We start from the raw sequence: 20,764 nt of genomic DNA, 5'->3' as shown, positions 1-20,764 counted from the left end.
AGGCGCTTCCGTCAGGGCCTGTCGACCAGGTAGCGGGAGACGGTGGCGAAGGTCACCGCGTCGTAGGTGCTGCTGTCGCGCAGGTGCCCGGCACGTTCCAAACTGATCGCACCCTGCGCGGCGGCCCACAGCGCGTCGGCGATCTTCCTGGGCTGGGTGGGGACGATGTAACCGGCCGAGATGCAGTCGGCGATCACCCGGTCGAGGACGTTCAGCGCCGCGCGGGCGAGCGTCCGGGCCCGCTCGCTGGGCACGAAACCAGGGATCGCCCGCTCGAACATCAGGGCGTAGTAACCGGGCTCGGCGAGCGCGGCCTCCCGGTAGGCGGGGCCGAGAGCCGACAGGCGCTCCAGGGCGTTCCGGTGCGGGGGCACGGCCTCCAGCCGCCGCCGGAACCGTTCGAAGCCCTCCAGGTACAGCGCCTCGGCCAGCCCCTCCTTGCTGCCGAACATGGTGTAGATCACCGTCGTCGAGCACCCCGCCTCGGTGGCGATGCGGCGCATCGACAGGCTCTCGGGCCCGACGGTGACCAGGAGCTGGCTGGCGACGTCGAGCAGTCGTGCGCGCAGCTCGTCGTGGGAGGCCCGTTCCCCGAGGAGATAGGCGCCCTGGAGGCCGCGCGGCGCCGAGGAGGTCATGCGCACACGCCCTTCCGCTCCGGGTTTCCATCCGTGACTTAACCATGGTGAAGATCATTCAAACCGTTGCCACGTATGGAATATCCCTTATCGACCTCGTTTCCGTTACAGGGGTGCGCCATGGATTTTTATGCGTAACGGCGCGGTCACCCGGGACTCTTGTGCGGAGTGGAGTAGCGCCACGTCCGAGCCGGTGACATAGCGTCGAGGTATGGACGTGCGCCCCTTCTGGCTCGCAGGTCGCCCCGCCACGGGCGACGCCGAGCTCACCGTGACCAACCCGCATGACGGCCGTACCGTCGCCGTCTGCTCCGTGCCGACCGCCGACCAGGTCGAGGAGGCCGTCGCCGCCGCGGCGGCCGTCCGGAAGCGGGCGGCCGCGCTCCCGATCCACGTGCGGGCCGAGGCCCTCGCGCATGTCGCGCGGCGGCTCGCCGAGCGCGCCGACGAGATCGCTCATCTGATCACCGCCGAGAACGGCAAACCGATCTTCTGGGCACGGGGTGAGGTGAACCGCGCGATCTCCACCTTCCGCTTCGCGGCCGAGGAGACCCGCCGGCTGAGCGGTGAGACCGTCCGCCTGGACACCGAGGCCGCCTCCGCCGGTCGCCTCGCCTACGTCTCGCGGGTGCCCCACGGGCCCGTCCTGGGGATCACACCGTTCAACTTCCCGCTGAACCTGGTGGCGCACAAGGTCGCCCCGGCCATCGCGGTCGGCGCTCCGATCATCGTCAAGCCCGCCCCCGCCACCCCGGTCTCCTCGCTGGTGCTGGGGGAGATCCTGGCCGAGACGGACCTGCCCGAGGGCATGTTCTCGGTGCTGCCGGTGCCCAACGACCGCGCCGCCTCGCTGGTGGAGGACCCGCGCCTGCCGGTCGTCTCCTTCACCGGCTCGGCCCCCGTCGGTTACGCGATCATGGACCAGGTGCCGCGCAAACACGTCACCCTGGAGCTGGGCGGCAACGCCGCCGCGGTCGTGCTCGCCGACGCCGACCTCGACTGGGCCGCCTCGCGCGTCGCGCTGTTCTCCAACTACCAGGCCGGGCAGAGTTGCATCGCCGTCCAGCGGGTGATCGTCGAGGAGTCGGTGCACGACGACTTCGTGGCCCGGCTGGTCCCGGCCGTCGAGGCCCTGGTCACCGGAGACCCCGCCGACGAGAAGACCCAGGTCGGGCCGCTCGTGTCGGACGAGGCCGCCGAGCGCGTGGAGCAGTGGGTCGACGAGGCCGTCTCCGCCGGCGCCCGCCTGCTGACCGGCGGCACCCGTGACGGCGCGACCATCGCCCCGACCGTCCTCACCGACGTGCCCGCTGACGCCAAGGTCTGCCGCGAGGAGATCTTCGGCCCCGTGATGGTCGTGCAGTCGGTCTCCGGTGTGGACGAGGCGTTCGCCACGGTCAACGACTCCAAGTACGGCCTGCAGGCCGGGGTGTTCACCCGTGACCTCGACGTCGCCTTCCGGGCGAACCGCGAGCTCGAGGTCGGCGGTGTGATCATCGGCGACGTCCCGTCGTACCGCGCCGACCAGATGCCCTACGGGGGCGTCAAGGACTCCGGCGTCGGCCGGGAGGGCATCCGGTCGGCCATCGCCGACCTCACCTACGAGAAGGTCATGGTCCTCACCGGCCTGAGCCTCTGATCCCTCCGGCCTCCGGTGCCTCCCGCGAAGATCTGCGCCGCGGGAGGCACCGGGACCCGCCGCCGTCACGAGACGTGGGCCGTGGTGTACAGGTCGCGGGCGGAGCCGCCGAAGTAGGGGCCGTACATGGTGTGGCGGTCGTCGCTGTACTTGAAGCTGCTGACCGAGACGATCGTGCCGCGCCCGGTCGAGGCGTCGAAGCCGCTCAGCCAGGGGCCGCCGCTGGACCCGGCGGTCATGTCGCAGCGCAGGCCCTGGTCGCTGGTCTGGCCGTTGGGGTCGTCGCGGAGCGGACCGGCGCAGAAGATGAGGCGCTCGCCGTTGTACGGCGCGTCGGCGGGAAAGCCGAAGCCGTGGGCCCGGTGCCCCCTGGGCCTGCCGAAGGCGATCTCCTGGCCGCCGACGACATCGGTGAGATGCCTGCCCTTCCTGGTGTTGACCGCCACCATGCCCACGTCGAAGCTGTCGTCGCCGGTGCGTGCCCAGGGGCCCGCGACGAACATGCGGCGCGCGGTGAACTGGCCGTAGGGCCGGCGTCCCCGGTCGTAACCGGGGACGAAGGTCCAGTTGTCGGCCCAGGCGCCGGCGCCGTCCTTGACACAGTGGCCGGCGGTCACCACCAGATCCCTGTTGGCGCTCCTGACCGCGCTGGCCGAGCAGACGAAGTCGTTGCCGCCGACGGTCAGGAACACCCGCCCGGTGGTGCGGCTCACCAGCCCGCCGGAGGCCCAGCGGGCGCCGGTGACGCGGGCGGCGGCCGGCAGCCGCCGGGCCCCGGCGGGTGACCCGGCCCGGCCGGAGGGGGCGAGGATCCGCCTGACCGCCTTGGTGACGGTGCCCAGGGAGTCGAGCGGGACCGCCGCGGCCATCCGGCGGGGGGTCCAGTAACCGAGCACGCGCCGCTGCTCCGGAGCGGCGTCGGCGGCGGTGTGCTCGACGACGTCGGCCGCTCCGGACGCCGGGGTCGTGCCGGTCGCCTTGCCGGCAGGGGCGCCGGGCACGGCGGCGGGTGCCTCGGCGGGGCCGGGGTGCGCGAGCGGGCGGGAGAGCGCGGCGAGACCGGACGGCGCCGGCGCGGTGGCGGTCTGCCGGACCTGCTCGGCGGGCCGGACGGGGGTCTTCACGGCCTGCCGCCCGGGCTGGACGGCCGTGGTGCCGATCACGGAGGCGCCCAGCAGACCTGCGACGATGGGGACGGCCGCGACCAGGGGGAGGCTTGAGGTCATGAGACCCGAGTTTGCACTACCGCGTGTGTCGTTGTGATTACTTTAGGTAAATCCGGGAAGTGCCGGTGCGCTTGGCGGGAGCCGGTTCGACAGCGCGGCGCCAGCGGGGAGAATGGGGCGGTGCAGCCAGACACCACGCGCTCCGTCGTCCTGCTGGGCTCGACCGGTTCCATCGGCACCCAGTCCCTCGACGTCATCGCCCGCAACCCCGGACGGTTCCGGGTGGCGGCGCTCGCCGCCGGCGGCGGCCGGATCGACCTGCTCGCCCGCCAGGCCGCCGAGTTCCGGCCCGAGGCCGTCGCCGTCGCCGACGTCTCCGCCGTGCCGGCCCTGCGCGAGGCGCTGGCCGCCCGCGGGGTGGACGCGCGGGTCCTGGCCGGGCCCGAGGGGGTGGCCGAGGCCGCATCCCGGCCGTGCGACGTCGTCCTCAACGGCATCACCGGCGCGCTGGGGCTGACCTCGACGCTCGCCGCCCTGGAGGCGGGCCGGACGCTCGCGCTCGCCAACAAGGAGTCGCTCATCGTCGGCGGGCCACTGGTCAAGCGCCTGGCCAAACCGGGCCAGCTCATCCCCGTCGACTCCGAGCACTCCGCGCTCGCCCAGTGCCTGTGGGCGGGCGGCCCCACCGGTCCGGACGCGCAGGCCGTGCGGCGCCTGATCGTCACCGCCAGCGGCGGGCCCTTCCGTGGCAGGTCGCGGGCAGAACTCGGCGACGTCACCCCGGAGCAGGCGCTGGCCCACCCCACCTGGTCGATGGGCCCGGTCATCACCGTGAACTCGGCCACACTCGTCAACAAGGGCCTGGAGGTCATCGAGGCCCACCTGCTCTTCGACATCGGCTTCGACCGCATCGACGTGGTGGTCCACCCGCAGTCGGTCATCCACTCGATGGTCGAGTTCGTCGACGGCTCGACCATCGCCCAGGCCAGCCCGCCCGACATGCGGCTGCCCATCGCGCTCGCCCTCGGCTGGCCCGAGCGGGTCGCCGGGGCCGCCGGCGCGGTCGACTGGACCACCGCCCACACCTGGACGTTCGAGCCGCTCGACGACGAGGCGTTCCCCGCCGTGGCGCTGGCCCGGCAGGTCGGCTCCACCGGCGGCACGGCTCCGGCCGTCTACAACGCGGCCAACGAGGTCTGCGTCGAGGCGTTCCTGGCCGGGCGGCTGCGGTTCCCGGCCATTGTCGACACCGTGGCCGCCGTGGTCGCCGAGCACACCGCCACCGAGGCCGACACGGTCGCCGAGGTGCTGGAAGCCGACTCCTGGGCCCGGAACCGGGCACGGGAGCTCACCGCGACTGCCTAGACTGGGGATGTCGTCGACTCTTCAAGGGCTGAAAATGACTTCTGTTGCTCTCGGAATCCCGTCCGTCAGGACCAGGCCGATCGCCGAGCGGCGCACCTCCCGTCAGATCATGGTCGGTTCGGTTCCGGTGGGCGGTGACGCGCCGGTCTCGGTGCAGTCGATGACCACCACGGTCACCGCCGACGTCAACGCCACACTGCAGCAGATCGCCGAGCTGACCGCCGCGGGCTGCCAGATCGTCCGGGTCGCGGTGCCGTCGCAGGACGACGCCGACGCGCTGCCGATCATCGCCCGCAAGTCGAAGATCCCGGTGATCGCCGACATCCACTTCCAGCCCAAGTACGTCTTCGCCGCGATCGCGGCGGGCTGCGCGGCGGTCCGGGTCAACCCGGGCAACATCAAGAAGTTCGACGACCGGGTCGGTGAGATCGCCAAGGCCGCCACCGAGCACGGGGTGCCGATCCGCATCGGGGTCAACGCCGGCTCGCTGGATCCGCGGCTGCTGGCCAAGTACGGCAAGGCCACCCCGGAGGCGCTGGTGGAGTCGGCGCTGTGGGAGTGCTCGCTGTTCGAGGAGCACGGTTTCCGCGACATCAAGATCTCGGTCAAGCACAACGACCCGGTCGTGATGATCCAGGCCTACCGGTTGCTGGCCGCGCGGTGCGACTATCCGCTGCATCTGGGGGTGACCGAGGCGGGGCCGGCCTTCCAGGGCACGGTCAAGTCGGCCGTCGCCTTCGGCGCGTTGCTGGCCGAGGGCATCGGCGACACCATCCGGGTGTCGCTGTCGGCGCCGCCGGTGGAGGAGGTCAAGGTCGGCAACCAGATCCTGGAGTCGCTCAACCTGCGCGAGCGCGGTCTGGAGATCGTCTCCTGCCCGTCCTGCGGGCGGGCCCAGGTCGACGTCTACACCCTGGCCGAGCAGGTGCAGGCCGGTCTGACGGGGATGAAGGTGCCGCTGCGCGTCGCCGTGATGGGCTGCGTGGTCAACGGGCCGGGCGAGGCCCGCGAGGCCGACCTCGGGGTCGCCTCCGGCAACGGCAAGGGGCAGATCTTCGTCAAGGGCGAGGTCATCAAGACCGTCCCCGAGTCGCAGATCGTGGAGACCCTGATCGAGGAGGCCATGCGCCTGGCCGAGGAGATGGGCGTCGAGATCGACCTCGACGACGACACCGCCGGGCCCGAGGTCGTCGTCGGCTGACTCGCTTGACCCGCTGAACCGCTGACCCCGAACCCCCGGCCGCGAACGCGGCCGGGGGTTCGCCGTCTTCCCGCCGCCCTCCGGGCCGCGTCCACCAGGATGCTCTCCGCACGACCCCGAGCACGGCCCCGGCCCCGGGCACGGGCCGGGCCTGATCGACGCCGGAGAGGAGCCTCCGCGAGGACGCTCGCCGCACGACCCCTTTAAGTCACAGTCGGCAATCACTTGACTACAGAGTGGTAACCATCCGGCTGTCTTCCGGGTGCCGGGTCACCGCCCAGGAGACCATCGCCTCTGCCGTACGAGGAGGGGATCGAACAGTGAAAAGGGTCGTCGGAGCCGCCGCGGGAGTCGGTTTGCTGGTCGCCGCGGTCGGAGTGCCGCAGGGGGCCGTCGCCCAGGAGCGGACCGGGCTGGTCTGGGGGGCGTGCAGGGGGACCGGGAGGCCGGTTTCCCAGGGGACGGCACCCGACCCCGCCCGGCGCACGGACGACACCATGGAGTGCGCCACGCTGAGGGTGCCGCTCGACTACCGCAACCCGCACCAGACCATCGGCATCGCGCTGAGCCGGGTGCGGGGGAAGGCACCCCGTGACGGCGACCACCTGGGCTCGCTGCTGGTCAATCCCGGTGGCCCGGGAGCCTCCGGCCTCGACCTGGCCAAGACCGTCGCCTCCACGCTCCCCGCGGAGGTGGCCGACCGGCTCGACGTGATCGGGTTCGACCCGCGCGGTGTGGGCGACAGCGAGCCCGCGCTCACGTGCGTCGATCCGAAGACGTACTACGCGCCGCCCCGCCTCGACCACGTGCCGGACAGCCGGCGTGACGAGGCCGCGCTGCTCTCCCGTGCCCGCCGGTACGCCGAGGCGTGCGGCGGCCGGTGGAGCTGGATGCTGCCCCACCTGGGCACGGAGAACTCCGCCCGGGACATGGACCAGATCAGGGCCGCGCTCGGCGAGAGCAAGATCAGTTACCTCGGATACTCGTACGGGACCTATCTGGGGGCGGTCTACGCGACGCTCTTCCCCGACCGGGTCGGGCGGCTCGTCCTCGACAGCGTGGTGGATCCGCGCGGAGTCTGGTACGCCGCCAACCTCACGCAGAACGTCGCCTTCGACCGCAGGCACCAGGACTTCCTGAAGTGGACCGCCCGCCACAACGTCGCCTACCGGCTGGGCGAGACCGGCAGGGAGGTCTCCTTCGCGTGGTACGCCATGCGGGAGCGTCTGGAGCGGCGACCGGCCGGAGGGGTGGTCGGCCCGAGCGAACTCGACGACATCTACACCGTCGGCGGTTACAACGACGTCGTCTGGCCGCAACTGGCCAAGGCGTTCTCGGCGTACGTCAAGAAGGGCGAGACGGCTCCCCTGGTCGCCGCCTACCGCCGGCACGCGGAGAACGACGCCAAGGACGAGAACAGCTACGCGGTCTACCTCGGGGTGCAGTGCCGGGACGCCGCCTGGCCGCGCGACTGGAGTCGCTGGCGGGCCGACATGACCAGGCTGCACGCCAGGGCACCGTTCCTCACCTGGCCGAACGCCTGGTACAACGCGCCGTGCGCGTTCTGGCCCGAGCAGGGCGGCACCCCGGTGCGGATCCGCCCCGGCGCGCAGCTTCCCCCGGCCCTGCTGATCCAGTCGGAGCGCGACGCCGCGACACCGTACACCGGCGCGCTGCACATGCGCGGGCTGCTGCCCGGCTCCCGGCTGCTGGCGGTGCCGGGCGGCAACCACGGGGTCGCGCTCGGCGGCAACCGCTGCGTCGACCGGCGTCTGGCCGCCTACCTCAAGGACGGCACCCTGCCGCCGCCGGCACCGGGCCGGCATGAGCCCGGGGATCCGGACGCCCGCTGCTCCGGCAGCCCCGCACCCGTTCCCGCGCTGCGTCTCGGAGCGCGAACCGATGCGAGCAGGTAGATAAGACGCTCTACGCCGTTTCCTGCCAAAAACTCAGGGGTCGCGTAGGCTGATCGAGTGATGCTGCGCACAACGGCGTCGCGCGTGCTCGACGACAACGACCGGGACGAGGTCCTGGCGCTCCTCGACACCGACCCCGTCGGCAACGTCTTCGTCGCCGCCAGGGTCCGCTCGGTCGGTCTCAACCCGGCCAGGCTCGGTGGCCAGATGTGGGGGTTCGGACCGCGCGGTGGCCTGACCTCGCTCTGTTACGCGGGGGCCAACCTGGTCCCGGTGAACGCCGGTCCCGAGGCCGTCCATGCCTTCGCCGACCGTGCGCGCAAACAGGGCCGCCGTTGCTCCTCGATCGTCGGGCCCGCGGAGGCGGTCCGGCTGCTCTGGGAGCGCCTGGAGCCGTACTGGGGGCCCGCCCGCGCCATCCGCTGGAGGCAGCCGGTGATGGCCGTCACCGAGCCGTCGCCGGTTCCGGCCGACCCGCTGGTCCGGCGGGTCCGGCCCGACGAGTTCGACATCCTGCTTCCGGCCTGCGTGGCGATGTTCACCGAGGAGGTGGGCATCTCCCCGGAGGTCGGCGATGGCGGCGCGCTCTACCGGTCCAGGGTCGCCGAGCTGATCAGGATCGGCCGGTCGTACGCCCGGATCGAGGACGGGCGGGTCGTCTTCAAGGCCGAGATCGGCGCGGTGACGCCGCTGGCCTGCCAGGTCCAGGGAGTGTGGGTCCACCCCGAGCTGCGCGGTCGCGGGTACGCGGTGGCCGGGATGGCCGCCGTGGTCGAGCACGCGCTCGACTGCTTCGCGCCGATCGTCTCGCTGTACGTCAACGACTACAACGCCCCGGCCAGGGCCGCCTACCGCAGGGCGGGTTTCACCGAGGTCGACACCTTCACCTCGGTGCTGTTCTGACACCGCCCGGCCGTGCTCTTCCGCTGTCGGGGAATCGAAGACTCAAGGACACTAGGGCGTGCGGACCAGCCGGTTCATCAGGTGCTCCAGTTCCGCCTCGGGGTCGGCGGTGAGGCCGGCGTGGACCGGGCTCGTCTGCACGATCGTGCTGCGCGGCGCGGTCAGCCAGCGGAACCGGCTGCCCAGCGGCTCGCCGGTCAGCGGCCCCGCGTCGTCGGTGCAGGAGCGCTGGTAGGCGCCCAGCGCGTGGCGCACCCCGTCGAGGTTCACCCGGGTGTCGAGCGCCCGCAGCCGGGACTCGTCCAGCTCCACCCTGGCGCACAGGTAGCCGCGCGGCTGGCAGTAGAGCAGCACGCCCACGTTGACCAGCTCGCCGCGTTCCACCCGGGGCACCACCCGGATGATCGCGTACTCGTAGACGTCCTTCACCGGTTGTCCCTCCAGAACGCGCCGACCGAGCCGCTCTTCCTCTCCTGCCTGTCCTGCCCGCGCGTGCCGGACGGGTCGGGCAGCCAGGTCCGGGGGCCCTGGGCACGGGTCAGCAGGTGGTCGACGTACGCCTGGCGCACGGCCTGGGCGCCGTCGAACCCCGGTTCGTCCTCCAGCCACTCGTCGGGGATCTCGTCCACCACCCCGTCGAGCAGATCCCTGGTGATCTTCTCGCCGAGCTCGGCGTCGGCCTCGGGCAACCGGGTGGCGTACGGGGCCAGCACGTGGTCGTCCGCGTCGTAGCCGCGCAGCGGGTCGGCGGAGGGCCAGTTGTGGTGGAACCAGAGCGCGGCGCCGTGGTCGATCAGCCAGACGGCGTCGTGCCAGTGGAGCAGGTTCGGGTTGCGCCAGCTCCGGTCGACGTTGTGCACCAGCGCGTCGAACCAGAGCAGCCGGGAGGCGAAGCCGGGGTCGGGGTCCCACGCCAGGGGGTCGAAGCCGAGCGCGCCGGGCAGGAAGTCGACCGCGAGGTTGTCGCCCTCGCTGGCCTTGAGCAGATCCTGGATCTCCTCGTCGGGCTCGCGGGCACCGAGCTGCGGGTCGACGTCGATCACCTTCAGCTCGGGCGTGCGGAAACCCAGCCGCCGGGCCAGGCCCGCGCACACGATCTCCGCCACCAGGACGCGGCGGCCCTGCCCGGCGCCGCGGAACTTCACGACGTACGTGCCGAGGTCGTCCGCCTCCATGACCCCGGGGAGCGACCCGCCCTCGCGCAGGGGTGTCACGTACCGGGTCGCCCTGATTTCTTCCAGCACCCGGCCAGGGTACCGGGTCGGCGTCCCGGCCTCCTCCGGCGAGGACGTCACATCCTCGCGATGACCTCCTCGGCGAAGCGCTCCATGGTGGCGACCTTGAGCTCGACGCCGTCGCCGTGCCGGGCCTTCTCCTGCGGCGTGGCCAGCCACCAGGGGGCCGCCATGGTGCCGGTGACGCCCTTGGCCGCGAGGCGGCGGTAGACGTCGGCGCCGGGCACGGCCGCCAGCGGAGCGATGATCTCCAGGGCGTCGACGGCCCTGCCGTACTCCTTCAGGTAGCGCCGCAGGTCGTCGAGGACCCGGTCGAGCTGCTCCTCGGTGTAGATGCGGTTGCCGAGCCAGCCGTCGCCGAGCCTGGCGGCGCGGCGGAGGGCGGGTTCGCTGTCACCGCCGACGAAGAACGGCACCGGCCGGGCGGGGACCGGTGAGATCGACAGCGGACCGTAGTCGAAGTGGGTGCCGTGGTGCTCCACCGTGCCGCCCGCCCAGAGTTCGCGCAGCGCCGGGATCATCTCGTCCAGCCGTCGGCCCCGGGTGTGGAAGTCCTGGCCCGTCTGGAGGAACTCGTCCTTGCACCAGCCGACCCCGACGCCGAAGGTCACCCGGTCCCCGGACAGGACCGCGGCCGTGGAGACCTGCTTGGCGACGGTGAACAGGTCGCGGGCCGGGGCGACGTAGACGTTCGGCGCGAAGCGCAGGGTCGAGGTGACCGCGGCCATGGCGCCGATCGTGACCCACACGTCGGGCCAGTGCGTGGTGGCGTCCCATCCGGGCGTGCCGGTCTCCGAGTACGGGTAGGGCGAGTCGAAGTCGGCGTAGAAGATGTGGTCGGACAGGGTGAGCGTGTGGAAGCCGCAGCGTTCCGCCGCTCCGGCCAGTTCCAGGAACTGGTCGGTCTCGACGAACGACGCGGCGAGCCAGAACTGCATCGGTCCTCCCGTGGCGGCGGACGGTCGGTCGGCACCGGGACGGATCAGCCGGAGAACTCCGGGATGACCTTGGTGGCGAACAGTTCGAGGTTGCGTTTGACGGTGTCGAGGGGGAGCACCCCCTGCTGCCCCTGCATGAACAGGCCGAACCACTCCAGGTCGGGCATCCGGTCGAGCATGCGCCGGATGCCGCGCTTGACGTCGTCGGGGTTGCCGAGCAGGGCCATCTCGACCTCGTTCATGCGCTTGAAGTCGCCCTTCTCCGGGCTGATCGGCCGGTGGCGGTCGTCCTCCTCCTTGCGGAGGACCTCCAGGTAGCCGAACGGGCCGAAGAAGGCGGCGAAGTCCTTCTGCATGCTCTTGCCGTAGGTGGCGATGGCCTCCTCGCGGGTGTCGGCCATCCCGACGATCTTGAGGATTCCGGTGTGCTCGCCCAGCTTGTAGTCACGCCCGCACTTGGCCGACTCCTCCTGGTAGAGCCTGGCCTTGGCCGCGTGTTCGTCCGGGTTCGGGGTGAACATCCACGGCAGGATGTCCTCCTGCGCGGCCCGGATCACCGAGCGGTCGGAGATGGTGAACGGCTGCCACAGCTCGGGGTGGGGGTTCTGGTACGGCCGGGGGCAGACCGAGACCGCCCGGATCCTGCCGGCGTCGTCGAGTTCGCCGGGGGCGCCGAAGGTCTTGGTCCACTCCTGCGCGGGCCAGCCCTCGATGCCGTCGAACGGCGCGGGCACCTCGTAGTCGAGCACCTCGGACCGGTAGCGGAGGGTCTCCTGCGTCCAGGCCATCTTCATGATGTTCAGCACCTCGCCGAACACGTCGAAGTTGCGGTCGTCGTCCTTCGAGCCGTCCGACCGGGCCGCGGAGGCGCGCCAGCGCTGCGCCAGGACGTTCATCCACCGGTTCTGGTAGCCGCGGGCCACACCGAGCCGCAGACGGCCCCGGCAGAACTGGTCCAGCAGGGCGACGTCCTCGGCCGCCCTGATCGGGTCCCAGGCGGGCAGCACCAGGCCGAGCGGCGCGAGCAGGATGCGTTCGGTTCTGGCCGCCAGGTCGGTCAGGAACATCAGCGGGTTGACCGAGAACTCGAAGCCCTCGGAGTGGAAGTGGTGCTCGGTCATCATCAGCGCGTCGAAGCCGAGCCGGTCGGCGTGGACGGCGATCTCGCGGACCTCGTCCAGCAGCTTCTGGTACGACTCGGTGTCACGCCCGATCGGCCTCCTGGCCCTGGCGTTCTCCTCCTGGCTGTAGCCCGAGCCGGGGATCTGCGGATTGAGCATCAACGAGAACTTCACGGCAGGCTCCTTAGCCAGTTCGTGACGACGGTGAGGAATTCCCCGGGGCGTTCCTCGTGCAGCCGGTGGCCGCTGCCCTCCCAGGTGACCGCCTTGGAACGCGGGTCCTTGAACAGCCCGGCCTCCCACGCGGCCTGCTCCGGGTCGAACCGGAAGGTGAGCACCGGACAGGTCCGGCGCGCCAGGTAGGTCTCCGCGCCGGAGCGCAGGCCGAGCGCGTCCGGTCCGCCGAACATCGCCTCGAACGCCTGGAGCAGCACGTGCGGCGAGGTGGCCAGGATGCGCCGCCGGTGCCACTCGCGCAGCCAGCCGGGGCTCGCGGGGGTGTAGGTCCATTCGTCGTTGCGCAGGCACACCCCCATGACGTCCTCGCGCATCCGCTCGATCATCGCCGGGAAACCGGCGGCGACCGGGCCGGTGAAGCCGTACCCGGGGTCGACCGTGACCAGCGCTCCGACCAGCGAGGGGTGTTCCACGGCCAGGTGGGAGACGACGTGCCCGCCCATGGAATGGCCGACCGCGACGCACGAGCCGACGCCGAGCGCGGCGCAGAGCCGGGCGAGGTCGTCGGCCATCCGACGGGGGGTGTTGCCGGACTCCGGCGCGGAGGAATGACCATGCCCCCGGACGTCCACCGCGACCACCCGGTACCGCTCGGCCAGCGCGGGGATGTGGTGGACCCATTCGCAGGAGTCGGACCCAAGCCCGTGGACGAGCAGCAGGGTCGTCCCGCCCGTCCCGTCGTCGGTGTGGAACAGCCGCACGTCGCCTAGGTCCGTGAACGCCATCAGCGTCCTTCCGTGAGGAGTGCCGTGCCCGCCGGGCGGTTCCGCCGCCGGTGCGGCCGGTGGACGTCAGCCTCCGCCCTCGTCATCCGTGACGTGAGCACGCTACCCTAGGAACCCGTCACCGAGCAATCGCTTGGTTTAAAGAACGGAGACGTCGATGCGGCTGGGTGTCACCACGTTCGCCACCGACCTGTCCATGCCGGTCGCCGAGCTGGCACGGGCCGCCGAGGAACGCGGGTTCGCTTCCCTCTACCTGCCCGAGCACACCCACATCCCCGTCTCCCGCCGCACACCGCCCCCCATGGGGCAGGACGTGCTCCCCGAGGAGTACCGGCGCACGCTCGACCCGCTGGTCGCCCTCTCCCACGCCGCCGCGGTGACCGACCGGATCGCCCTCGGCACCGGCATCCTGCTCGCCGCCCAGCGGGAGCCCATCGTCACGGCCAAGGCGGTGGCCACCCTGGACCACCTGTCCGGCGGCCGGGTGGTGCTCGGCGTCGGCTTCGGCTGGAACGTCGAGGAGGCGGAGGACCACTGCGGGCCCGGCGGGTTCCGCTCCCGTCGTGAGATCGCCCGCGAGCACGTGCTGGCGATGAAGGCCCTGTGGAGCCGGGAGGTGGCCGGGTTCGACGGCCGCCACGTCACCTTCGAGCCCTCCTGGTCCTGGCCCAAGCCCGTCTCCGGGCCGCCCGTCTACCTGGGCGGGGCGGCGGGTCCGAAGCTCTTCGCCCACATCGCCGAGTACGCCGACGGATGGCTGCCGATCGGCGGCGGGGGTATCAGGGCCGCTTTGCCCGCGTTGCGCGCGGCCTGCGAGAAGGCCGGGCGGGAGATGGTGCGGATCATTCCCTTCGGGACGCTTCCCACCAAGGAGAAACTCGACCACTACGCGGGCCTGGGCATCGAGGAGGTCGTGCTCGGCCTGCCCGGCGGCCAGGCCGATCAGGTCCTGCCCGTGCTGGACGCGTACACGGCCTTCCTGACGAGCTGAGCTTCCCTGACGCGCTGCCCCTTCCTGTGCCTGAGCCTTTCTGACGCGTTGAGCGGGTGATCCGCGTTGACTGTCCCGTTTGCCGTGACGTGAGCATCACATGAGTGTCACGGTCGGATGCACATGCGCTTCGCCCCCGTTGACTGTCGGCGATGCTTCTTCTTGAGTGAGAAGAGTGGCGGCGAGGGGAGGCCCGCGTGCCGTATGCGCAGCCGCTCAGGACGGGGGATCCCGCGCGGCTCGGTGACTACGAGATCGTCGGCCGTCTGGGTGAGGGAGGCCAGGGAGCGGTCTACGTCGCCGTGCGTCCCGACACGGGCCTGGAGCCCTACGCGGTCAAACTGCTGCACGCCTCCGTCGGGGACGATCCGGACGCCTTCCTGCGCGAGGTCGAGCTGGCCAAGCAGGTGGCCCGCTTCTGCACAGCCCAGGTGATCGACGCGGGGCTGGAAGGGACGAGCCCGTACATCGTCAGCGAGTACGTCGACGGCCCGTCCCTGCACCGGGAGGTCATGATCGGCGGACCCCGGCGGGGTGGCGCACTGGAGCGCCTGGCCATCGGGACCGCCACCGCCCTGGCGGCCATCCACCGGGCCGGGATCGTGCATCGCGACTTCAAGCCGCAGAACGTGCTGCTCGGTCCCGACGGGCCGCGGGTCATCGACTTCGGGCTGGCCAGAGCGCTGGACGCGGCGGCCACGCAGAGCGGCCGGGGGGCGGGCACCCCCGCCTACATGGCGCCCGAACAGGTGGAGGGCACCGAGATCGACCCGGCGGCCGACGTCTTCTCCTGGGCCGCCACGATGTGCTTCGCCGCCAACGGCCAGGCCCCGTTCGGCCAGGACTCGATCCCGGCCGTCCTGCACCGCATCCTCACCGCCGACCCGCGGCTGGGCGGTCTCGACGGGCCACTGCGCGCGCTGGTCGCCGACTGCCTCGACAAGAACCCCCGCAACCGTCCCGCCAGCAGGGAACTGCTGCTCTCCCTGCTCGGCGACGGGCTCGGCGACGGGCTCGGCGACGGCGGCCACCACGCAGCCCTGTACTCCTCGCGCTCCACGCCGGCCGTCGCTCCGGACGCCGCCCCGGCCGTCACCTCCATCGCGGACGCCCTCCCGGAGCGGGCGGGGCGGGCCGGGTCCGGCGGTTCCACCGGGAACGGCGGCCCCGGCCATAGCGGCGGCGACCCGGTCCGGAGCGGAAGCCCCGTCCGGGGCGGGGGCGTCGTGTGGAGCGGGGGCCGCGCCGGTGACGAGGCGCCCGCCGCGGACGAGGAGGGCGAGGAGTACCGGACCCGTCCGGGACGGGCCGCCACCAGCGCCTCGGTCGCGGTCTCCGGGGCGTTGCTGGTGAGCGCCGCCGTGCTGGCCGGAGCGCTGGCCCCCGCGCTGAGCGGCGGCGGGCAGGCGGCGCCCGTCGTCCCGGCGGTGGAGACCAGCGCGCGGGCGGAGCCCGCACCCACGCCCACGCCGCAGGCCGGCCGGACGGTCCCTCCGGCCGGGCCGCCGCGGACGACCCGGGCCGACGGGCCCAGGGCGGGTGGTGCCGGCTCGGCGCCGCTGCCGTCGCCGGTCGGCACCGTGCTCGTCCCGTCCCTCGCGGGGATGGATCGTTCCGCGGCGATCGCCCTGGTCAAGCGGGCGGGGCTGACCGCCGGAACCGTCACGGACGCCGACTCCGACCGGCCGGTCGGGCAGGTGCTCCGGAGCCGCCCGGAGGCCGGTGCCGCGGTGGCGAGAGGCAGCCGGGTCGACATCGAGGTCTCCGCCGGTGTCCGGGTGCCGGTGCTGACCGGGCTCGGCCGCAGGGCTGCGGAGGCCGCGTTGGCCCAGGCGGGCCTGGCCGCCGGTGACGTGGGCACGCGCTGCTCCGGTCAGCCCGCAGGCAGGGTGCTCGCCAGCTCTCCCGGAGCGGGCGAGCGCGTCGCCTCCGGTACGGCGGTCACGCTCGTCGTGTCCCGGCACGGAGCCGAGGTGCCCTCGGTGGTCGGCCGGGACGCGGCCGACGCGTCGAACGCGCTCGCCGCGGCGGGATTCGGCGTGCGGACGCGGGTGCGACCCGTCGCCGATCCCGGGAAGGTGGACACGGTGCTGGGGCAGAGTCCGGCTCCCGGTCGCTGTGCCCGTCCCGGCGCGACGGTCGTGATCGGAATCGGTGTCGAGGCCCAGGCCGGTCCGGGGCCGGAACCGCAACCCGAACCGGTACCAGATCCCGAACCGGAGCCGGAACCCGACGCCGAGCCCGGCGGGTCCTCCGCCGGCGAGGTCCCTCAGGAGTCGCTCTCCGGGGAACGCGGGACCGGATGGGCGTGGCTCAGGACCAGGAGTCGTGGAGGGTGAGGGCCGTGGCGAGGAGGGTCTCCCGGACGACCTCCTGCGGCAGGTCGATCGTCTTGAGCACCGAGAAGTGGAGCGAGCCCAGCAGGGCACAGGCACGTACCCGGCGGACCGGGTCGGGGTCGGGTCCGGCCACGCGGCGGTAGATCTCGTCGCGGATGGCGCGGATGGTCTCGCCGACGGAGCCGGGTGGTGCCTCGTCGGCGGCGTCGATGTCCTCCATGATCAATCGGATGATCATCCGGTTCCGGACCACGAAGGTCACCAGCGCCTCGACGAAGGCGCGCCCGTCGTCGTGCTCACCCTCCAGCAGCGCCACGACGTCCTCGGCCGCCGGCGCGATCAGTTCCGTGGCCAGCCGGTCCTTGGGGTGGAAGTGGTAGGCGACGGCCGTCTTGGTCAGGCCCACCGCCGAGGCGATGTCGGCCAGCGAGGTTCCGGCGTAGCCGCGTTCGGCGAACAGCTGCCGGGCGGCGGCGAGGATCCGGCTCCGGGTGTCGTGCCCGTGCTCAAGTGTGGTCATCGTCTCATTCCCACGTAATTCAGAGCATTTACCACTCTTTGCCCCTACTCTTGATCGTACGTCTGTACGCCCGTACAGGACGGTCTTTCAGGCACATATCAGACCTTAATAGGGCGGTCCCGATGTCTGGTTTGCTGGGGCGACTCGGAGATTGGTGCGCTCGGCACGGCAGGGCCGTACTGGCCCTGTGGGTGATCGCCGCCGTCCTGCTGACGGCGGGGTCGGTGCTGTTCCCCGGTCCGGTGAGCAACAACGTCAGCATTCCCGGGACGGACGCCCAGCGGGCCCACGACCTGATGCGCGAAGGCTTCGGCGCCGGTCTCGACCCGGGCGGCACGGTGCAGATCGTGCTCTACTCGCCCGACGGACCGCTCACCGCCCAACGGCGGGTGCGCGCGGTGCACCGGGCGATGGACCGCATCCGCCAGGTCCCGCACGTGGTCGAGGTGGAGACCCCGTACCGGGTCGGCGGCCTGGCGCCGAGCATGGAGATCGGCCTGATCACGGTCAAGATGGAGGGGCACGACAACTCCAAGCTGGCGGAGAACACCAAGCGGCTGTCCGCCGCGGCGGAACCGGTCCGGCGGCTGGGCATCGAGGCGGTGCCGGCCGACTCGTCCACCCCGGCGGACAAGGAGATCAAGACCGGGGCCAGCGAGGCGATCGGCGTGGTCTGCGCGCTGCTGGTCCTGCTGTTCGCGTTCGGCACGCTGGTCGCCGCGATGATCCCGATCTTCACGGCGCTGGTGAGCATCGCCACCGGGCTGGGCGTGATCAGCCTGCTCGGCCACATCGTGGACGTCCCCAAGCAGGCCTCGATCATGGCGACGATGATCGGGCTCGGCGTCGGCATCGACTACGCGCTCTTCCTGCTCAGCAGGCACCGCAAGCTGCTGGCCGACGGGGTGCCGGTGCACGAGGCGGTCCGCCGGGTGGTCGCGAGCTCGGGTGGCGCGGTGGTGTTCGCCGGCGGCACCGTGGTCATCGCGCTCAGCGCTCTCATGCTCGCCGGCTTCCCCTTGCTGCGGACGCTGGGCTGGATCACCGGTATCTCGGTCGTCTGCGCGGTGCTCACCTCGGTCACCCTGGTCCCCGCGCTGTTCGGCCTGCTCGGGCACCGCGTCAACGCGCTCCGGCTGCCGTTCATGGGCCGCCGCGGCAGCCACGGCTCCTCCTCCGGCTGGGCTTCGCTGGGTGAGTGGGTCGCCAGGCGGCCCTGGGGGGTGCTCGTGCTGAGCGTCGTCGTCCTCGGCGCGCTGACCGCTCCCGCGCTGGCGCTCAAGCTCGGTTCGCTCGACGACGGCTACGCCGACCGCGGCACCGACCAGCGGCGCTCCTACGAACTCCTGCACGCCGGGTTCGGGCCAGGCATGAACGGTCCTCTCGTCGTGGTGGCCGACCTGGAGACGAGGATCGTCGACCGGGAGCCCGAGCCCGCCATGCTGCGGATCCTCAAGGAGCGCGTCGCCGACGTCGACGGGATGGCCCACGTCGCCGACCCGATCCTCAACGACGCCGGCACGGCGGTGCTGGTGCGGGCCGTCACCGACTACGCCCCCAGCGACCCCCGGGCACTGGAGGTGGTCGAGGACGTGCGTGCCCTCCGGATCGAGGGGGCGACGGTGCACGTGGGCGGCGAGGTCGCCGCCATGGCCGACGCCGGTGCCAGGATCTCCGAGCGCACCCCGCTGGTCGTCGGCGTCGTGGTCCTGCTGAGCGCGCTGCTGCTCCTGCTCGCCTTCCGCTCACCGGTGGTCGCGTTCAAGGCCGCGCTGATGAACCTGGTCTCGCTCGGGGCCGCGTTCGGCGCGCTCTCGCTGGTCTTCTCCATGGGCCTGGGCAGCGGACTGGTCGGCATGGACCCGCCGGTCGGCGCCGAGAGCTCCTACCTGAGCACCCTGTTCTTCAGCGTGCCGATCGACACCTACATCCCGCTGATGCTGTTCGCGGTGTTGTTCGGCCTGTCGATGGACTACGAGGTCTTCCTGCTCACGGCGGTGCGGCAGTCGTACGTGCGGCACGGCGACAACCGCAGGGCGGTCGCCGAGGGCCTCGGCTCGACCGGCCGGGTCATCACGTCCGCGGCCCTGATCATGGTCGCCGTCTTCGTGGCCTTCATCGCCTACCCCGACCCGATGGTAAAGATCTTCGGTGTGGGCCTGGCCGTGGCCATCGCGGTGGACGCCACCATCATCCGGGGCTTCCTGGTCCCGGCGGCCATGGTCCTGCTGGGCAGGTTCAACTGGTGGTGCCCCGCCTGGCTGGACCGGATCCTGCCCAACCTCTCCATCGAGGGCAACGACGAGGAGGCCGAGGCCGAGGAGCCGAGCCGGGAGCTCGTCGGCGCGGCACGCGGCTGAGGCCCCGCCCGGCACCGGCTCCGGTGGAGCCGTCCACGGTCGGGGCCGTCCATGGCCGGGTCCGTCCACGGTCGGGTCCGTGCACGGTCGGGGCCGTGCACGGTCAGGGCCGCTCGAGGTCGGGTCCGTCCACGGTCAGGGCCGCTCGCTGGCCAGGCGGTCGAGACCGGGCCGGAGCGTCCGCCGGGGGCCGGACGGCCCCGGCCCAGGGGGCGTGCTCAGTCGAAGACGACGACGCTGCGCGCCACGGCGCCCCCGCGGACGCGGCGGATCGCCTCGTTGATCCCCTCCAGCGGGACGCGCTCGCTGACCAGGCGGTCGAGGTCCAGGCGGCCGAGTGCGTACTGCTCGGCCAGCATGGGCAGGTCCCGCAGCGGCGCGGCGTCCCCGCCCTGGGTGCCCATCAGGCGCCGGGAGGCGAACAGCAGGCCGGGGTCGACGCCGAGCGGCCGGTCCCGGGGCGGGCTGCCGACCATCACGGTGGTGCCGCCGGGCCGGGTCGCGGCGAAGGTCTCCCCGAGGACCTCGGTGACGCCGGTGACGTCGAAGGCGTAGTCCACCCCGCCCCGGACGATCTCACCGACCCGCCCGGCCAGGCCGGTGGCGGGAACGGTGTGGGTGGCGCCGAACTCGCGGGCCAGCTCCAGCTTCGCCTCGACCAGGTCGGCGGCGACGATCGTCGTCGCCCCGGCCAGCACCGCACCCTGCACCACGTTCAGCCCCACCCCGCCGCAGCCGACCACCAGCACGCTGGAGCCGGGGACGACCCGCGCGACGTTGAGCACCGCGCCGACCCCGGTGACCACCCCGCAGGCCAGCAGGCACATGACGTCGAGCGGTGCGTCCTTCCCGATCCGCACGCACATGGGCTCGTTAACCACGGCGTACTCCGCGAACGAGCCGATTCCGATCATCGTTCTCGCGCCGGTGCCGTCCACCCGTACCCGGGTGGTGCCGTCGCGCATCGTGCCCGCGACGGCCGCCATCCTGGCCGCGCCGCCGCACAGGTGGAACCGGCCGCCGCCGCACTCGCGGCAGCGTCCGCAGGGACCGTTCATCGCGATGATCACTTGGTCGCCCGGAGCGACGCCGGTCACGCCCTCGCCGACGCTCTCCACGGTCCCGGCGCTCTCGTGGCCGAGGACGAACGGGAGCCGCCGGACCGCCGGGCTCCCGCCGTCCAGGGCCTTGACGTCGGAGCCGCATATGCCGGACGCCCCGATGCGCACCCGGACCTCGCCGGGGCCGGGGTCGGCGATCTCGACCTCGCGGACCTCCAGCGGGGCCCCGAACGCGGTGAGCACCGCCGCGCGCATCAACATGTCAGCTCCCGTCGCGCCGAGGACCCGTGCCGTTCCGCACGCTAACCCGGAGCCGGAGCATAAGCAAGCAGTTGCTTGGTGGCCGGATCGGCGTCCCGGCCGGACGCGTGGCCTCGATGTCCTGTACGAGGTAGCAAGCGTGCGCTAG

At 72.2% G+C, this 20,764-nt stretch carries 17 protein-coding genes; 8 read left to right on the top strand and 9 right to left on the bottom strand.

The window, feature by feature from the left end:
- Positions 1-11: 11 nt before the first annotated feature.
- On the bottom strand, positions 12-638 hold the full coding sequence (locus tag F4562_RS09690) for a TetR/AcrR family transcriptional regulator (protein ID WP_184548909.1): 627 nt from the start codon (positions 636-638) through the stop codon (positions 12-14).
- Between the two features lie 211 nt (positions 639-849).
- On the opposite strand from F4562_RS09690, the gene F4562_RS09685 reads away from it, so the two are divergent.
- The gene (locus F4562_RS09685) at positions 850-2,277 is read left to right on the top strand and encodes an aldehyde dehydrogenase family protein (RefSeq protein WP_184548901.1); all 1,428 of its coding nucleotides are present in this window, start codon (positions 850-852) and stop codon (positions 2,275-2,277) included.
- A gap of 65 nt (positions 2,278-2,342) precedes the next feature.
- Here F4562_RS09685 and F4562_RS09680 read toward each other — a convergent pair whose 3' ends face one another.
- Positions 2,343-3,503 carry a trypsin-like serine peptidase gene (locus F4562_RS09680; protein WP_184548903.1) on the bottom strand — a complete coding sequence of 387 codons (1,161 nt, stop codon included), beginning with the start codon at positions 3,501-3,503 and terminating at the stop codon, positions 2,343-2,345.
- A gap of 120 nt (positions 3,504-3,623) precedes the next feature.
- Between F4562_RS09680 and dxr the strand changes: the two genes are divergently transcribed.
- The 4 genes from dxr to F4562_RS09660 all read left to right on the top strand — a co-directional run bounded on the left by dxr (position 3,624) and on the right by F4562_RS09660 (position 8,828).
- Positions 3,624-4,808, top strand: a complete 1,185-nt coding sequence (gene dxr / locus F4562_RS09675) for a 1-deoxy-D-xylulose-5-phosphate reductoisomerase (protein WP_184548905.1) — start codon at positions 3,624-3,626, stop codon at positions 4,806-4,808.
- Between the two features lie 34 nt (positions 4,809-4,842).
- Positions 4,843-6,009 (top strand): flavodoxin-dependent (E)-4-hydroxy-3-methylbut-2-enyl-diphosphate synthase, encoded by a 1,167-nt coding sequence (gene ispG, locus F4562_RS09670; protein ID WP_184854770.1) that lies wholly within the window; start codon positions 4,843-4,845, stop codon positions 6,007-6,009.
- Between the two features lie 320 nt (positions 6,010-6,329).
- The gene (locus F4562_RS09665; RefSeq protein ID WP_184542757.1) at positions 6,330-7,925 is read left to right on the top strand and encodes an alpha/beta hydrolase; all 1,596 of its coding nucleotides are present in this window, start codon (positions 6,330-6,332) and stop codon (positions 7,923-7,925) included.
- Between the two features lie 60 nt (positions 7,926-7,985).
- A complete protein-coding gene (locus F4562_RS09660) occupies positions 7,986-8,828 on the top strand; it encodes a GNAT family N-acetyltransferase (RefSeq protein WP_184542829.1) in 843 nt (280 codons plus the stop codon).
- A 51-nt stretch (positions 8,829-8,879) separates the two neighbouring features.
- Here the strand turns inward: F4562_RS09660 and F4562_RS09655 are convergent, their stop codons facing one another.
- Genes F4562_RS09655 through F4562_RS09635 form a run of 5 tightly spaced genes read right to left on the bottom strand, consistent with a single transcriptional unit; the run spans position 8,880 to position 13,084 of the window.
- The gene (locus F4562_RS09655; protein ID WP_184542755.1) at positions 8,880-9,257 is read right to left on the bottom strand and encodes a DUF3037 domain-containing protein; all 378 of its coding nucleotides are present in this window, start codon (positions 9,255-9,257) and stop codon (positions 8,880-8,882) included.
- Positions 9,254-10,072, bottom strand: a complete 819-nt coding sequence (locus F4562_RS09650) for a HipA family kinase (protein WP_184542753.1) — start codon at positions 10,070-10,072, stop codon at positions 9,254-9,256. Before F4562_RS09650 ends, F4562_RS09655 begins: the two co-directional genes overlap by 4 nt.
- A 47-nt stretch (positions 10,073-10,119) precedes the next feature.
- A complete protein-coding gene (locus tag F4562_RS09645) occupies positions 10,120-11,001 on the bottom strand; it encodes a TIGR03619 family F420-dependent LLM class oxidoreductase (protein WP_184542751.1) in 882 nt (293 codons plus the stop codon).
- Between the two features lie 44 nt (positions 11,002-11,045).
- Positions 11,046-12,296: an LLM class flavin-dependent oxidoreductase gene (locus F4562_RS09640; RefSeq protein ID WP_184542749.1), complete on the bottom strand. Its 1,251-nt coding sequence runs from the start codon at positions 12,294-12,296 to the stop codon at positions 11,046-11,048.
- Positions 12,293-13,084: an alpha/beta fold hydrolase gene (locus F4562_RS09635; protein WP_184542747.1), complete on the bottom strand. Its 792-nt coding sequence runs from the start codon at positions 13,082-13,084 to the stop codon at positions 12,293-12,295. Before F4562_RS09635 ends, F4562_RS09640 begins: the two co-directional genes overlap by 4 nt.
- 157 nt (positions 13,085-13,241) lie before the next feature.
- Here F4562_RS09635 and F4562_RS09630 point away from each other — a divergent pair, with 157 nt between their 5' ends.
- Both F4562_RS09630 and F4562_RS36265 read left to right on the top strand, forming a co-directional pair.
- The gene (locus tag F4562_RS09630; protein WP_184542745.1) at positions 13,242-14,075 is read left to right on the top strand and encodes an LLM class F420-dependent oxidoreductase; all 834 of its coding nucleotides are present in this window, start codon (positions 13,242-13,244) and stop codon (positions 14,073-14,075) included.
- A 197-nt stretch (positions 14,076-14,272) separates the two neighbouring features.
- Entirely contained in the window at positions 14,273-16,414 is a 2,142-nt protein-coding gene (locus F4562_RS36265) for a serine/threonine-protein kinase (RefSeq protein ID WP_184542743.1), read from the top strand.
- On the opposite strand, the gene F4562_RS09620 is transcribed toward F4562_RS36265, so the two are convergent.
- Positions 16,389-16,934, bottom strand: a complete 546-nt coding sequence (locus F4562_RS09620; RefSeq protein WP_184542741.1) for a TetR/AcrR family transcriptional regulator — start codon at positions 16,932-16,934, stop codon at positions 16,389-16,391. The genes F4562_RS36265 and F4562_RS09620 overlap by 26 nt on opposite strands.
- A 122-nt stretch (positions 16,935-17,056) precedes the next feature.
- On the opposite strand from F4562_RS09620, the gene F4562_RS09615 reads away from it, so the two are divergent.
- Complete coding sequence (locus tag F4562_RS09615) at positions 17,057-19,294, top strand: MMPL family transporter (RefSeq protein ID WP_184542739.1); 2,238 nt, start codon at positions 17,057-17,059, stop codon at positions 19,292-19,294.
- A gap of 218 nt (positions 19,295-19,512) precedes the next feature.
- On the opposite strand, the gene F4562_RS09610 is transcribed toward F4562_RS09615, so the two are convergent.
- Positions 19,513-20,616, bottom strand: a complete 1,104-nt coding sequence (locus F4562_RS09610) for an alcohol dehydrogenase catalytic domain-containing protein (protein WP_184542737.1) — start codon at positions 20,614-20,616, stop codon at positions 19,513-19,515.
- Positions 20,617-20,764: the final 148 nt, after the last annotated feature.

This window comes from Streptosporangium becharense (assembly GCF_014204985.1).
GTDB classification, from domain to species: Bacteria; Actinomycetota; Actinomycetes; order Streptosporangiales; family Streptosporangiaceae; genus Streptosporangium; species Streptosporangium becharense.
This window is presented reverse-complemented; position numbering and strand designations above follow the sequence as displayed.